Genomic DNA, 13,049 nt, shown 5'->3' with positions numbered 1-13,049 from the left:
CTCCGTGGCCCATCAGCAACATCCATCCCTCCACCCAGCTCATCAGTGGTACGATTTTGAACGTACCGGCCGCAGCAGCAGCCATCTCCGCCTCAACCCCATCGCCGCACCCGCATCCCGCCTTGGCCGCCTGTGGCGCCGCGCGTCCGCGTGCCTGCAACACAAACACTGGAATCACCATGCGCAGCACCCCATTCGCTTTCGCCCTGACCATCTTGCTTGCCGCTTGCAGCGGCGGAACAACGGTCGGCGGCACGCCGGAAGGCGTCGCCAATGCGAACCAGGTCGCCGCGCCCGCCCGCGGCAGCCTGATTGGCGGCGTGACGCCGGTGCCGATTGCCCTGTCCGCCACGGTCAGCGCCAGCACCGCGCAGCCGTCCGCGCTGGGCGATTTCTTCAACGCCGCGCAGGCCGGCACCACCGACATCTCGGGCCCGCCGCAATGTGCGGTGTCGGTCTACCGCGTGCATTACAACACGGTCGGCGGCGCCGGCGAGCCGACTGACGCCAGCGCGACCGTGATGGTGCCCTCCGGCAGCGGCACCTCGTGCGCGGATTCGCGCCCGGTGCTGCTCTACGCCCACGGCACCTCGCTGCAAAAGTCCTACGACATGGCCGACCTCGCGAACAACACCGAAGCGCGCCTGGCCGCCGCCGTGTTCGCGGCGCAGGGCTTCATCGTGGTCGCGCCGAACTACACCGGCTATGGCGGCTCCTCGCTCGGCTACCATCCCTACCTCGACCGCGATGCGCAAGCGGCTGACATGATCGACGCCCTGCGCGCCGCCCGCGCCGCCTTCCCATCGATCGGTGCGCGCGATTCCGGCAAGCTGATGGTGACCGGCTATTCGCAGGGTGGCTACGTGGCGGTGGCGACCCAGCGCACGATGCAGCTGCAGGCCGGCGCTGAATTCGCCGTGACCGCGGCGGCCGGCATGTCCGGCCCCTATGCGATGGTGGAGTTCGGCGACCAGCTGTTCGGTGGCGCACCGCGCGACGGCGCCACCGTGGTGGTTCCCTTCATCATCAATGCTGGCCAGCACGCCGGCGCCAGGCTGTACAACACGCCCGGCGACATCTACGAGAGCCAGTACGCCGCCGGCATCGTCGACCTGGGCCCGGGCACGCTCGGCAGCAGCGATTTGGTGAACCTTGGCAAGCTGCCCGCGACCGCGCGGTTCGCCGCCGATTCGATGCCGCAAACGGCCGGCTACACGCAGTATTTCGGCCCTGGCAACCTGATCCGCAGCGCCTACCGCGCCGCCTACCTGGCCGACATGGCCGCGCATCCGTGCAGCCAGAACGCACCGTCGCCGCTGGCCTGCGCGCCGGCCCAGGCCCTGCGCGCATGGCTGGTGCGCAACGACCTGCGCAGCTACAAGCCCGCCATGCCCCTGCTGTTGTGCGGCGGCGACGGCGACCCGACCGTTCCCTGGTTCAATACCGCCGACAGCTACATCTTCTTCAAGGCCAGCGGCGCCGACGTCATCCAGCTCGATATCGACTCCTCGCTGGACGGCATCAACGACTTTTTCCGCCTGCCCAAGATCGGCTTCGCGGCGGCCAAGGCGGCCCTGCGCGCCTCGCAGGGCGGGGATGCGGTGGCGTCCAGTTACCACGCCGGGCTGGTCGCGCCGTTCTGTATGGCGGCCACGCGCGATTGGTTCCAATCGATCCTTGCACGCTAGTCAACTCGCAGGCTGATGGGCTTGTTATAATCGCGCCCTCCGGCAGACTTAACGTTTCAAGCTTGTGGTTTCACATATACGTTTGCGAAAGTTTTTCTATATACAAGCAAGCAGAACACTGGCATATTAGTCGCGACACGAATAGCACGGCCGTTCGTTTCAACAAGAACATTCAATCTAGGAGACACAATGCGTCACACCAATCTCGCGCTCGCGCTGCTGACCGCGGCGGTCCTCACTGCGTGCGGCGGCAGCGGCAGCAAGCCGGGCGACCAAACGCTCAAGACCAAATTCAGCTCCATGGTGACCTTCGGCGACAGCCTGGCTGACGTCGGCACCTACGCCGTGGGCGGCGTCGCGGCGCTGGGCGGCGGCAAATGGACCATCAACGGCGACAACACCGCCAAGGAACCGACGCTGACGGGCAAGAACTGGAGCGAGCTGGTGTCGGCGCAGCTGGGCCTGGGGGCATCGTGCGCCGCCCAGACTGGCCTGGTCGGCACCGGAACCTTCGCGGTTGCGGTCACCAACCACGCCGGCTGCTTCAACTATGCGCAGGGTGGCGCGCGCGTCACGATTCCTTATGGCCCGGGCAACCCGGCAATCCAGCCGGGCGGCTTCGAAATGACGGTGCCGGTGGTGACCCAGGTCGCCAACCACCTCGCCGTTTCCGGCGGCAAGTTCAGCGGCACCGAGCTGGTGACGATCACGGCTGGCGGTAACGACATCCTCACCCTGATGGGCGGTCTGTCGGCAGCGGCTACCGCGGCCGGCACCGCGGCCGGTTCGACCGCCTTCGCCACCTCGCTGACCACCCAGCTGGCGGCCGGCGCCACCAACCCGCTCACCGCCGCGCAAGCGATCGGCCTGGCGATCCAGACGGAAGCGGCCAAGCCCGGCCATACCGACACCAGCGTCGTCACCGCCGCCGTCACCGCCGCGGTGCAGGCCGGCAATCTGGCGGCGGCATCGCCGACCGTCTACGGCCCGATGGTCGCCAAGGCCCAGGCCGACGCCAGCGCCGCCGGCGCCAAGGCCGGCGCCGACTACTTCGCCGCCAACGCCCCGGGCGTGGTTACCGCGATGGCCACCGCCGGCACCGAGCTGGCCAACCTGGTCAAGACCCAGATCATCGCCAAGGGCGCGACCAAGGTGGTCGTCAACAACCTGCCGGACGTCGCCAGCACCCCGTCTTCGATGGCCCAGACGGCGGACGTGCGTGCCCTGATCGCCTCCGCGGTCGACGCCTTCAACAAGGCGCTCAGCGCCGGCCTGGCGGGCCAGTCGCAAGTGCTGTACGTCGACCTGTGGTCGATCAGCCACGACCAGATCACGAACCCGGGCCCGTATGGCCTGACCAACACGAAGACCCCTGCTTGCGGCCCCAACGCGCTGGGGACCACCTCGCTGGTCTGCAATGGTTCGAACGTGATTGCCGGTGACGTCAGCCACTACATGTTCGCCGATTCGATCCATCCGACCCCATACGAGAACTCGCTGATCGCGCGCTACGTGCTCGAACAGATGGTCGAGGCGGGCTGGCTCTAATCCATCACGGCGGGCCCGCCCTCGGCGGCGGGCCGTTCCACCATAAGAATCAGGAGATAAAATGAAAGTACGTGTGAATAAAGTCGTGAAGATGCTGGTGCTGGCGGGGGCGTTCGGCGTGGCTTCGGCCGCGTCGGCACAGTCGGCCGGCCAGTGGACCGCGGCAATCGGCGCCAACAAGGTCACCCCGCACGTCGTGAGCGGCGACATCAGCGCCCCGGCGCTGCCGCACTCGCAGGGCACCATCGACAGCAACACCCAGCCGGTACTCGTCGTCACCTACAGCTTCACCGACAATATTTCGCTCGAAGGCGCGATCGGCACGCCGTACAAGCACAATATTTACGGCGCCGGCGCGATTGCCGCCACCGGCAAGCTGGGTTCGGCCGAAGTCCTGCCGCCGACCCTGTTCGTGCAGTATCGCTTCTTCTCGCCGAGCTCGAAGCTGCGCCCCTTCGTCGGCTTTGGCCCGACCTACGCCCGCTTCCAGAAGGCGACCGGCTCCGGCCAGATAACGGCGCTGACCAACCCGGGCGCCGGCGTGCCGACGACCTTCAAGCTCGACAACAAGTTCACCTATTCCGGCCAGATTGGCCTGCAGGGGAATTACGACGAGCGCTGGTTCGCTTCGGTGGCGTACATCAAGACCAAGCTGTCGACCGATGTGCATTTCTCCAGCGGACAGGAACAGCATATGAAGCTGGATCCGAGCTCGGTGATGCTGACCGTCGGCTACCGGTTCTGAGCTGAAAGGCAGCCAAAAGAAAAACCCCGCCGCGGCGGGGTTTTTTTGTTGTTACCTTGCTGAGTACTTAGAATGCAGCGATACCGGTCTGGGCGCGGCCCAGGATCAAGCCGTGGATATCGTGCGTGCCCTCGTAGGTATTGACCACCTCCAGGTTCAGCATATGCCGCACGATGCCGAACTCATCCGAGATGCCATTCCCGCCCAGCATGTCGCGCGCCACGCGTGCGATGTCGAGCGACTTGCCGCAGGAATTGCGCTTCATGATCGAGGTGATCTCGACCGCGGCCGTGCCTTCGTCCTTCATGCGGCCCAGGCGCAGGCAGCCTTGCAGCCCCAGCGTGATCTCGGTCTGCATATCGGCCAGCTTCTTCTGCACCAGCTGGTTGGCGGCGAGCGGCTTGCCGAATTGCTTGCGGTCCAGCGTGTACTGGCGCGCCGTGTGCCAGCACGCTTCGGCGGCGCCCAGTGCGCCCCAGGCGATGCCGTAACGGGCCGAGTTCAGGCAAGTGAACGGACCCTTGAGGCCGCGCACGTCCGGGAAGGCGTTCTCTTCCGGGCAGAACACTTCATCCATCACCACCTCGCCGGTGACCGAGGCACGCAGGCCGAACTTGCCATGGATCGCCGGCGCCGACAGGCCCTTCATGCCTTTCTCCAGCACGAAGCCGCGGATCTCGCCTTCGTCGTCCTTGGCCCAGATGACGAACACGTCGGCCACGGGCGAGTTGGTGATCCACATCTTGCTGCCGGTGAGCGAGTAGCCGCCGTCGACCTTGCGCGCGCGGGTGACCATCGAGCCGGGGTCGGAGCCGTGGTTCGGCTCGGTCAGGCCGAAGCAGCCGATCCATTCGCCGGTGGCGAGCCTGGGCAGGTATTTCTGGCGCTGCGCTTCGGTGCCGAACTCGTAGATCGGGATCATCACCAGCGAGGACTGCACGCTCATCATCGAGCGGTAGCCGGAGTCGACCCGCTCGACTTCGCGCGCGATCAGGCCGTAGCTGACGTAGTTGAGGCCGGGGCCGCCGTACTGTTCCGGGATGGTCGGGCCAAGCAGGCCCAGTTCGCCCATTTCGCGGAAGATCGAGGTATCCATCCGCTCGTGGCGGAAGGCCTCCAGGATGCGCGGCTGCAGCTTGTCTTGCGAGTAAGCGTGGGCGGCGTCGCGCACCATGCGCTCTTCTTCAGTCAGCTGTTCGTTCAGCAGCAACGGATCGTCCCAGTGGAACTGGGCTTTGCGGGAAGGCTTCATTGGCGGGGTCCTGTCTCAGTCGGGTTCTTATCGGATAGACGCGGGCCGGCATGGCCGCCCGCGGGCTTGCCCATTATAGAAAGCCGCCCCGGCCGCATCTTTTCAATCTGCGACAGGCATTTTCATTTTTGCCAGCGCTAGCTGGTGCTGCCGAACTGGCCGCGATGGAACAGCAGGGCCGCTTGCGGCATCGCCGCGCATTCCTCGACTTCGCCGACGAAAATCACGTGATCGCCTTCCGGATAGCGGCTGCGGTTGTGGCATTCAAACCACGCCGCCACGCCCGGCAGGATGGGCTGGCCGGTGCGCGACAGGGTGAAGCCGAGGTCGCCGAAGGGGTCGGTGCTGCGGCGCGAAAAGCGGTCCGCCAGTTCCTGCTGGCCGGCCGCCAGCACATTGATGACGTAATGCGAATTGCCCGTGAAGATGGGCAGGCTGTTGGCGGCGTTGCCCAGGCTCCACAGCACCAGCGGCGGATCCAGCGAGACCGAATTGAAGGAGCTGGCCGTCAAGCCGCGATAACTGCCATCGGCCAGCCGCGTGGTGATGACCGTGACGCCGGTCGCGAACTGCGAGAGCGCGCGCCTGAACTGGATGGAATCGAAACCGCGTTCATCGGCGCGGGGAAAGCTTGTGTTCATGGGAAGCCTGAGAAGTTCCTGCCATTATGCCATTGCCGGGCAGGGGCCGCAGGTCCCCCAGCCGGATTGTTAACGCACAACACAAGCAGTTTGCGATACAGTGAATGGCATGGGGAATATCGTGGCGAGGGGTGTGTAATGACGCAGCAATCAGCGACCGAAGTGGCCATCTTGGGTGGCGGGTGCTTCTGGTGCCTGGAAGCAGTCTACCTGGAGGCACGCGGCATCAAGCGCGTGGAATCCGGCTACATGGGCGGCGACGCTGCCGACCCGACCTACGAGCAGGTGTGCGCGGGCAGCACCGGGCACGCCGAAGTGGTGCGGCTGGAGTTCGATCCGCATGTGATCAGCTACCGCGACATCCTGGAGATTTTCTTCACCATCCACGATCCGACCACGCTGAACCGCCAGGGCAACGACGTCGGCACCCAGTACCGCTCGGTGATCTTCTTCACCTCGCCCGAGCAGGAAGCGACCGCGCGCAAGGTGATGGCGGAAATGGCGGCGGTGTGGGATGCGCCCATCGTCACGCAGATCGTGCCGGCCTGCGCCTGGTACAAGGCCGAGGCGTATCACCAGGATTACTTCAACCAGCATCCGCTGCAGGGTTACTGCGCTTTCGTGGTCGCGCCGAAAGTGGCCAAGTTCAGGAAGATGTTTGCGGATCGCTTGAAAGACCAGGCTTAGCCCGTCGCCAAAAAAGTTACCGTCGTTCCCGCGCAGGCGGGAATCCATGCTGAGTTAGCAGTCCTGCTGCCCATACCATCGGTCAGGCGTTCCATGGATCCCCGCCTGCGCGGGGACGACGTGCATAATTGCGGACTCAAGACGGACTTACTGGTACATATACTGCCGCGACCACGGAATCTGCACCGGATCCTGCCCCGCCTTGCCGCACACGATCTGGTACAGGCTGATCCAATCGTGCGCGAACGCGTAGGCGCAGCCGGCCAGGTAGACCCGCCAGATGCGGTAATGCTTCTGGTCCGTCATTGACTTGATCTTCTCGGCGTTGTTCTCGAAATTGTCCGACCAGGTGGCGCAGGTGCGGGCGTAGTGGCGCCGCAGGTTCTCCACGTCGCGCACCTCCAGCCCGCCTTGCTGCATGGCCTTGATGACGGTCGACAGGTGCGCCAGCTCGCCGTGCGGGAACACGTACTGGTCGATGAATTCGCCGCCGCCGTAAGGCGTCGAGCGCGACTCGATGTCGGTGGTGGTAATGCCGTGGTTCATCACTACGCCATTCGGCCCCAGCAGCTTGTTGACGCGCTCGAAGTATTCCGGCAGGTTGTCCACGCCCACGTGCTCGAACATGCCGACGCTGGTGATGCGGTCGAACTGTCCCTCGACGTCGCGGTAGTCCTGCAGGCGGATCTCGACCATGTCCTGCAGCCCCAGCCTGGCGACCCGTTCGCGCGCCAGCGCAGCCTGGTTCTCCGACAGCGTAACGCCGATGCAGCGCGCGCCGCGCTGGGCCGCGCGGATGACCAGCGCGCCCCAGCCGCAGCCGATGTCGAGCAGCGAGTGCCCCCGCTGCAGGCCGATTTTATTGAGGATGTGGTCGATCTTCTTGACCTGTGCATCGGCCAGGTCTTCCGCGCCGGTGTCGAAGTAGGCGCAGGAATAGACCATGTTCGGGTCGAGAAATTGCTGGTAGAACTCGTTGGAAACGTCGTAGTGGTAGCGGATCGCCTCGGCGTCCTTTTCCCTGGTGTGCTGCGGGATCAGGTGCAGGGCGCGCGACAGGCGCCCCGGCACCTTGGCCGACGAGGCCGCGAGTTCGTTGCCGATGCTGATGATGTCCGCCACCCGCCCGTGCAGGTCGATCGCGCCTTCGACGTAGGCGCGGCCGAGGTTGTACAGGGATGGCACCATCAGGTAGCGCATGGCCGACGGGCCACTCACCTTGATGGTGACGCGCGGCGGGTCGGAGGACAGGTCGAAGGTCTGTCCGTTCCACAACTCGACCCGCAAGGGCAGCTTGAGTTTGCTGCGTACGCCCGTGGTCCAGGCGGAAAGCTTCATCTCGGTGAACACGCATGACCTCCGGCTTGACGGCAAGCCGGCCTAGCGCCGGCCAGCCTACGGTTGTAAACGTTGCCGCGTCCAGCTCCCGTCCGCCTGCCGCTCGTACACGATGCGGTCATGGAAACGGGAACGTCGTCCCTGCCAGAATTCGATGCGCTCCGGCACGAGACGGAACCCTCCCCAATGCTGCGGGCGGGGCGGCTCCTCGCCATACTGCCCTGCTACTGCTTCGTAGTTCTGTTCTAGCGCAGCGCGGCTCGCGATCGGCGCGCTTTGGTGGGAAGCGATGGCCGACAGCCGGCTTTGCAGCGGCCTGCTGTGGAAATATTTGTCGCTTTCCTCGGCCGATGTCAGCTCTACCTTGCCTTCGATCCGCACTTGGCGTTCGAGTTCGCTCCAAAAGAATAGCAAAGCGGCAAATGGGTTGGCGCTCAATTGCTTTCCTTTTTGGCTATCGTAGTTTGTGTACCACACGAAACCACGTTCGTCGAAATGTTTTATCAGGACGATACGCGAGCTTGGCCGGCCATCGGGCGCGACCGTGGACAGCGTCATCGCGTTCGGCTCATTGACCTCGGCCTTGAGCGCCTCCTCGAACCAGGCGGCGAACTGGTCGACCGGATCCTCGTCGACGTCCTCTTCCGACAGGCTGGCCTGGCCGTAGTCTTTACGGAGGTCCGCGACCCGCGCGCCGACCGCGACCGGGGCCGCTTCGCCAATCCCGCGCCGCGCCTGCATCGATTGGCCCATGCGCTCCATCTGTTCCGGGCTGAACAGGCGCAGGGCCATCGGCGCGATCATTGTCTCCTCGCGTTCCATATGCCCGGTGTAACGCTCGGCGAAGCGGCGCGCGTTGTCGGCCGACAGGGAGCGGCCGCTGCCTTCGGCGATCAGCTGCAGCTCGGGGCGCAAGGCGTTCCACAGCGCATCCATTTCCTGGTGGTCCTGCAGGATCGAGGGCACCAGCGCATCCAGCGTCGCCGCGTCCTCGCCGGTGGCGACGGCGCGCAGGGTCGGGATCAGGTCGCGCTCCTCGTCTTCGTGATGCAGGTGGGCCGCCTTGTCGAAATAGTTGAGGATGGAGGTCGCCGCCTGCTGGGCCTGCTGGTCGGCGCCATGCGCGGGCAGGTGGGCGAGCAGCTTGTCGAGGGTGGCCAGCTGCTTGCGGATGCGGCCATGGCAATGCTTGAGCACGGCGATCGGCTGGTCGAATCCGGGCGCCGCTTCGGGAAGGAGGTTCTGCATGTGCGGGTTTCTGACAGGAGAAAAAAATTGCTTGACGAAGAGCTATTTTAGGCCAGTCCGTACGGAAACGTCCGCTAGAATTCAGGAATGAGTACAAGCAATTCCCAAATTCTCGCCGCCGCACTGGACGACGAGGTCGATTTCGCGCGCCGCTTCGGCGGCATTGCACGCCTGTACGGCGAGCGTGCGCTGGAACGATTCCGCACGGCGCACGTTTGCGTGATCGGCGTGGGCGGCGTCGGCTCCTGGGTGGTCGAGGCGCTGGCGCGCAGCGCCATCGGCCAGCTGACCCTGATCGACCTGGACAACGTGGCCGAGTCCAACATCAACCGCCAGATCCAGGCGATGTCGTCGACCGTCGGCCTGCCGAAGATCGAGGCGCTCAAGCGCCGCATCGCCGAGATCAACCCGTTCTGCGACGTCACCCTGGTCGAGGACTTCATCGACCCGGACAACCTCGATACCCTGATCGGCATCGACCGATACGACTACGTGATCGACGCGATCGACGGCGTCAAGGCCAAGGCCGCGCTGATCGCCTATTGCGGCAAGCACAAGATTCCGCTGCTGACGAGCGGCGGCGCCGGCGGCCAGCTCGACCCCACCCGCGTCGAAGTGCGCGACCTCGGCCGCACCGAGCAGGAACCGCTGCTGAAGAAGGTACGGAAGATCCTGCGCGCCCACTACGGTTTTGCCAAGGGCGAGAAGAACAAGTACCACATCGATGCCGTGTTCTCGACGGAACCGTTGCGCTATCCGGACAGCGGCGACGCCTGCGCCGTCGATGCCAACAGCGTGACCGGCCTCAATTGTGCGGGGTTCGGATCCGGTATGGTGGTCACCGCGACTTTCGGCATGGTCGCGGCCGGCCATGTGCTGCGCCGCCTGGCCGAGGCCGCCAATGCCCCCGTCCCGGTAGAAACTGTGCAACAGGAAGCAGCCTTGCTATCATAAGGATCGGTTTGAAATCTTTTCATTGAAGAAAGAGCCAACATGATCCGTCGTTCCGTATGTATCGCCCTGCTGTTCGCCGCGGCCGCCGCCAGCGCGCAAGAGGGCAGCCAGCCAGCCGCCGGCGCCGACCAGGCCGGCAGCGCGCAAGCCACCGCCACCGGCCAGGCCCAGCCGCAAGGCCCGCAGCTCCAGGTCATCGACCACGTGGTCGGCAAGGGCAAGGAAGCCGAGCCCGGCAAGACTGTCGTCGTCCACTACACCGGCTGGTTCTACAAGCCGCTGCTGGTCAGCCACCACGGCCGCAAGTTCGATTCCTCGCGCGATCCGGGCCGCACCCCGCTCGACTTCAAGCTCGGCGCCGGGCAGGTCATCAAGGGCTGGGACCAGGGCGTGGCCGGCATGAAGGTGGGCGGCAAGCGCACCCTCATCATCCCGAGCGACCTGGCCTACGGGCCGCGCGGCGCGGGCGGCGGCGCCATCCCGCCGAATACGGACCTGATTTTCGACGTGGAACTGCTGGACGTGAAGTAAGCTTTTCCACACCACCAGCGGGAGGCCGGCAATGCGAATCGCGAACGATGTCACTGAACTGATCGGCAACACTCCGCTGGTGCGTATCGGCCGCATGGCGCGCGGCGCCGGCGCCGAGGTGCTGGCCAAGCTCGAGTTCTACAACCCGGCGCACAGCGTCAAGGACCGCATCGGCCTGGCGATGATCGAAGCGGCCGAGGCCGCGGGCCGGATCGGCCCGGACACCATCATCGTCGAGCCCACCAGCGGCAACACCGGCATCGCGCTGGCGATGGTATGCGCCGCACGCGGCTACCGCTGCCGGCTGGTGATGCCGGAAACCATGAGCAGTGAGCGGCGCATGCTGCTGCGGGCCTACGGCGCCGAGCTCGTGCTCACGCCGGGCTCCGAAGGCATGGTCGGCGCCATCAGGCGCGCCGAGGACATCGTCGCGGCCGATCCCAACTGCTTCATGCCGCAGCAATTCAACAATCCCGCCAACCCGGACGTGCACCGGCGCACCACGGCCGAGGAAATCTGGCGCGATACCGACGGCAAGGTGGACATCCTGGTCGCGGGTGTCGGCACCGGCGGCACCATCACCGGCGTTGGCGAAGTGATCAAGGCGCGCAAGCCCGGCTTCCAGGCGATCGCGGTGGAACCGGACGCCTCGCCCATCCTGTCGCGGGGCACCAAGGGACCGCATCCGATCCAGGGCATCGGCGCGGGCTTCGTGCCGGAAGTGCTCAACACCAAGGTGTATGACGAGGTCATCACCGTCAAGAACGAAGACGCGTTCGAGACGGCCCGCGCGGCCGCGCGCGAGGAAGGGCTGCTGGTCGGCATCTCGTCCGGCGCGGCGCTGTGGGCCGCGCTGCAGGTGGCGCGGCGGCCCGAGAACGCGGGCAAGATGATCGTGACCATCATCCCCTCGTTTGGCGAACGCTACCTCAGCACCGCGCTGTACGCCAACCTCGGCAGCTGAACAAAAGAAATTTGTGAAGGAAAGAGAACGACGTTCTCTTAATTCAAGCTTTGCATCGGCGCTCAGTGCGCCCCGCCATGCAGCACGCACCCGTGATCCGTCGTGCCTTCCTCCACCTGCAGCGTGCAATGGTGGATCTTGAAGTCATGCCGTAGCTCCTCCACGATCGCATCGATGGCCGCATCGCCCGGATAGCCGCCGGGCATGACGATATGCGCGGTCAGCGCCGATTCCGTCGTGCTCATCGCCCAGATGTGCAGGTCGTGCACCTCCGACACGCCAGCCCGCTGCGCCAGGAAAGCCCGCACCTTGGCCGCATCGATATGGGGCGGGACCGCGGCCAGCATCAGCTGCGCCGACTCGCGCAGCAGCGACCACGTTCCCGCCACGATGATCACGACGATGGCCAGGCTGGCCGCCGAATCCAGCCAGGCCCAGCCGGTCCACATGATGGCCAGGCCCGACACCACCACGCCCAGCGAAATCGCCGCGTCTGCCGCCATGTGCAGGTAGGCGCCGCGCACGTTCAGGTCATCCTTGCGGCCGGCCATGAACAGCAGTGCCGAGAAACCATTGACCAGCACGCCGATGCCGGCTACCACCGACACCGTGAGTCCGGCCACCGGCGGCGGGCTGCTGAAGCGCAGCACGGCTTCCCACGCGATCGCGCCGCACGCGACCAGCAGCAGCAAGGCATTCGCCAGCGCCGCCAGGATCGACGAGCTGCGCAGGCCGTAGGTGTAGCGCTCGTCCGGCTTGGACTTGGCCAGCATGGCCGCGCCCCAGGCCATCAGCAGGCCCAGCACGTCCGACAGATTGTGGCCGGCGTCGGCCATCAGCGCGGTCGAGTTGGCGATGAAGCCGTAGACGAATTCCACCACCACGAACAAGGCATTGAGCGCGACCGCGATCGCGAAGGCGCGCGTGTTGTCGCCCGGCGCCGGGTGGTGGTGGTGGTGGCCATGCCCATGGTCGTGATCATGGTCGTGGTCGTGGTCGTGATGATGGTGATGATGGAGGCTCATGCTTCGGAATGGTGCGCCGGTTCGGCGATGTGTTCGGCCATATTGGCCAGGAGGTTGCTGATGTGGGCATCGGCAGCCGAGTAAAAGACCTGCTTGCCCTGGCGCTCGGCCTTGACGATGCGCGCGGCGCGCAACAGCCGCAGATGGTGGCTGACCAGCGAGCTGGACAGTTCAAGCGAGGCCGCGATATCGCCGACCGCGATCGGCTGCTCAAGGCAGGCCAGCACGATACGCAAGCGCGTCGGATCGCCCAGCAGGTGGAACAGGTCGGCCAGTTGCTCGATCCAGTCGTCGGGAGGAGGGTGATTGTTCATGATAAACATGTGAAGATACGTTCACATGTTAAGCCAGAAGCGCGATGTCCACAAGGGCCATTGCTGTTTCGTGCGGATGGAAGTTTGGACAAACGGCCGGCTGTTTTCGATGAC

The 13,049-nt window shown here is 65.3% G+C and carries 13 protein-coding genes; 7 read left to right on the top strand and 6 right to left on the bottom strand.

Annotated features, from left to right (window positions below; all coding sequences use genetic code 11):
- The first annotated feature begins 179 nt into the window (after window positions 1-179).
- The 3 genes from NX778_RS20325 to NX778_RS20315 all read left to right on the top strand — a co-directional run bounded on the left by NX778_RS20325 (window position 180) and on the right by NX778_RS20315 (window position 3,981).
- Entirely contained in the window at window positions 180-1,688 is a 1,509-nt protein-coding gene (locus NX778_RS20325; protein ID WP_258813614.1) for an alpha/beta hydrolase family protein, read from the top strand.
- Between the two features lie 189 nt (window positions 1,689-1,877).
- Window positions 1,878-3,236 (top strand): SGNH/GDSL hydrolase family protein, encoded by a 1,359-nt coding sequence (locus NX778_RS20320; protein WP_258813613.1) that lies wholly within the window; start codon window positions 1,878-1,880, stop codon window positions 3,234-3,236.
- A gap of 61 nt (window positions 3,237-3,297) precedes the next feature.
- The gene (locus NX778_RS20315) at window positions 3,298-3,981 is read left to right on the top strand and encodes an OmpW/AlkL family protein (RefSeq protein WP_258813612.1); all 684 of its coding nucleotides are present in this window, start codon (window positions 3,298-3,300) and stop codon (window positions 3,979-3,981) included.
- Between the two features lie 67 nt (window positions 3,982-4,048).
- Here NX778_RS20315 and NX778_RS20310 read toward each other — a convergent pair whose 3' ends face one another.
- Window positions 4,049-5,233 (bottom strand): acyl-CoA dehydrogenase, encoded by a 1,185-nt coding sequence (locus tag NX778_RS20310; RefSeq protein ID WP_258813611.1) that lies wholly within the window; start codon window positions 5,231-5,233, stop codon window positions 4,049-4,051.
- A gap of 137 nt (window positions 5,234-5,370) precedes the next feature.
- Window positions 5,371-5,874: a flavin reductase family protein gene (locus tag NX778_RS20305; RefSeq protein ID WP_258813610.1), complete on the bottom strand. Its 504-nt coding sequence runs from the start codon at window positions 5,872-5,874 to the stop codon at window positions 5,371-5,373.
- 138 nt (window positions 5,875-6,012) lie between these two features.
- On the opposite strand from NX778_RS20305, the gene msrA reads away from it, so the two are divergent.
- Entirely contained in the window at window positions 6,013-6,561 is a 549-nt protein-coding gene (msrA, locus tag NX778_RS20300; protein ID WP_258813609.1) for a peptide-methionine (S)-S-oxide reductase MsrA, read from the top strand.
- Window positions 6,562-6,708: 147 nt separating this feature from the next.
- Here msrA and NX778_RS20295 read toward each other — a convergent pair whose 3' ends face one another.
- The gene (locus NX778_RS20295; protein ID WP_258813608.1) at window positions 6,709-7,911 is read right to left on the bottom strand and encodes a class I SAM-dependent methyltransferase; all 1,203 of its coding nucleotides are present in this window, start codon (window positions 7,909-7,911) and stop codon (window positions 6,709-6,711) included.
- Between the two features lie 45 nt (window positions 7,912-7,956).
- Window positions 7,957-9,147 (bottom strand): pyridoxamine 5'-phosphate oxidase, encoded by a 1,191-nt coding sequence (gene pdxH / locus NX778_RS20290; protein ID WP_258813607.1) that lies wholly within the window; start codon window positions 9,145-9,147, stop codon window positions 7,957-7,959.
- 87 nt (window positions 9,148-9,234) lie between these two features.
- On the opposite strand from pdxH, the gene tcdA reads away from it, so the two are divergent.
- The 3 genes from tcdA to cysK are packed head-to-tail and all read left to right on the top strand — an operon-like array spanning window position 9,235 to window position 11,596.
- On the top strand, window positions 9,235-10,101 hold the full coding sequence (tcdA, locus tag NX778_RS20285) for a tRNA cyclic N6-threonylcarbamoyladenosine(37) synthase TcdA (protein ID WP_258813606.1): 867 nt from the start codon (window positions 9,235-9,237) through the stop codon (window positions 10,099-10,101).
- Between the two features lie 39 nt (window positions 10,102-10,140).
- The gene (locus tag NX778_RS20280; protein WP_258813605.1) at window positions 10,141-10,632 is read left to right on the top strand and encodes an FKBP-type peptidyl-prolyl cis-trans isomerase; all 492 of its coding nucleotides are present in this window, start codon (window positions 10,141-10,143) and stop codon (window positions 10,630-10,632) included.
- 31 nt (window positions 10,633-10,663) lie between these two features.
- Window positions 10,664-11,596, top strand: a complete 933-nt coding sequence (cysK, locus tag NX778_RS20275) for a cysteine synthase A (protein ID WP_258813604.1) — start codon at window positions 10,664-10,666, stop codon at window positions 11,594-11,596.
- A 62-nt stretch (window positions 11,597-11,658) separates the two neighbouring features.
- Here the strand turns inward: cysK and NX778_RS20270 are convergent, their stop codons facing one another.
- Window positions 11,659-12,621: a cation diffusion facilitator family transporter gene (locus NX778_RS20270; protein WP_258813603.1), complete on the bottom strand. Its 963-nt coding sequence runs from the start codon at window positions 12,619-12,621 to the stop codon at window positions 11,659-11,661.
- A complete protein-coding gene (locus NX778_RS20265) occupies window positions 12,618-12,935 on the bottom strand; it encodes an ArsR/SmtB family transcription factor (protein ID WP_258813602.1) in 318 nt (105 codons plus the stop codon). Before NX778_RS20265 ends, NX778_RS20270 begins: the two co-directional genes overlap by 4 nt.
- Window positions 12,936-13,049: the final 114 nt, after the last annotated feature.

Origin of the sequence: Massilia terrae, from assembly GCF_024753145.1 — a bacterium.
Classification (GTDB): domain Bacteria; phylum Pseudomonadota; class Gammaproteobacteria; order Burkholderiales; family Burkholderiaceae_D; genus Telluria; species Telluria terrae.
The sequence above is the reverse complement of the archived record's forward strand: the minus strand, read 5'-3'. Positions and strand labels throughout refer to the sequence as shown.

What these genes read in the sequence shown, in the direction of transcription:
- NX778_RS20325 (WP_258813614.1), top strand. Translation starts at nt 180, where the DNA reads ATGCGCAGCACCCCATTCGCTTTCGCCCTGACCATCTTGCTTGCCGCT.
- tcdA (WP_258813606.1), top strand. Translation starts at nt 9,235, where the DNA reads ATGAGTACAAGCAATTCCCAAATTCTCGCCGCCGCACTGGACGACGAG.
- pdxH (WP_258813607.1), bottom strand. Translation starts at nt 9,147, where the DNA reads ATGCAGAACCTCCTTCCCGAAGCGGCGCCCGGATTCGACCAGCCGATC.
- NX778_RS20315 (WP_258813612.1), top strand. Translation starts at nt 3,298, where the DNA reads ATGAAAGTACGTGTGAATAAAGTCGTGAAGATGCTGGTGCTGGCGGGG.
- NX778_RS20270 (WP_258813603.1), bottom strand. Translation starts at nt 12,621, where the DNA reads ATGAGCCTCCATCATCACCATCATCACGACCACGACCACGACCATGAT.
- NX778_RS20265 (WP_258813602.1), bottom strand. Translation starts at nt 12,935, where the DNA reads ATGAACAATCACCCTCCTCCCGACGACTGGATCGAGCAACTGGCCGAC.
- NX778_RS20280 (WP_258813605.1), top strand. Translation starts at nt 10,141, where the DNA reads ATGATCCGTCGTTCCGTATGTATCGCCCTGCTGTTCGCCGCGGCCGCC.
- cysK (WP_258813604.1), top strand. Translation starts at nt 10,664, where the DNA reads ATGCGAATCGCGAACGATGTCACTGAACTGATCGGCAACACTCCGCTG.
- msrA (WP_258813609.1), top strand. Translation starts at nt 6,013, where the DNA reads ATGACGCAGCAATCAGCGACCGAAGTGGCCATCTTGGGTGGCGGGTGC.
- NX778_RS20305 (WP_258813610.1), bottom strand. Translation starts at nt 5,874, where the DNA reads ATGAACACAAGCTTTCCCCGCGCCGATGAACGCGGTTTCGATTCCATC.
- NX778_RS20310 (WP_258813611.1), bottom strand. Translation starts at nt 5,233, where the DNA reads ATGAAGCCTTCCCGCAAAGCCCAGTTCCACTGGGACGATCCGTTGCTG.
- NX778_RS20320 (WP_258813613.1), top strand. Translation starts at nt 1,878, where the DNA reads ATGCGTCACACCAATCTCGCGCTCGCGCTGCTGACCGCGGCGGTCCTC.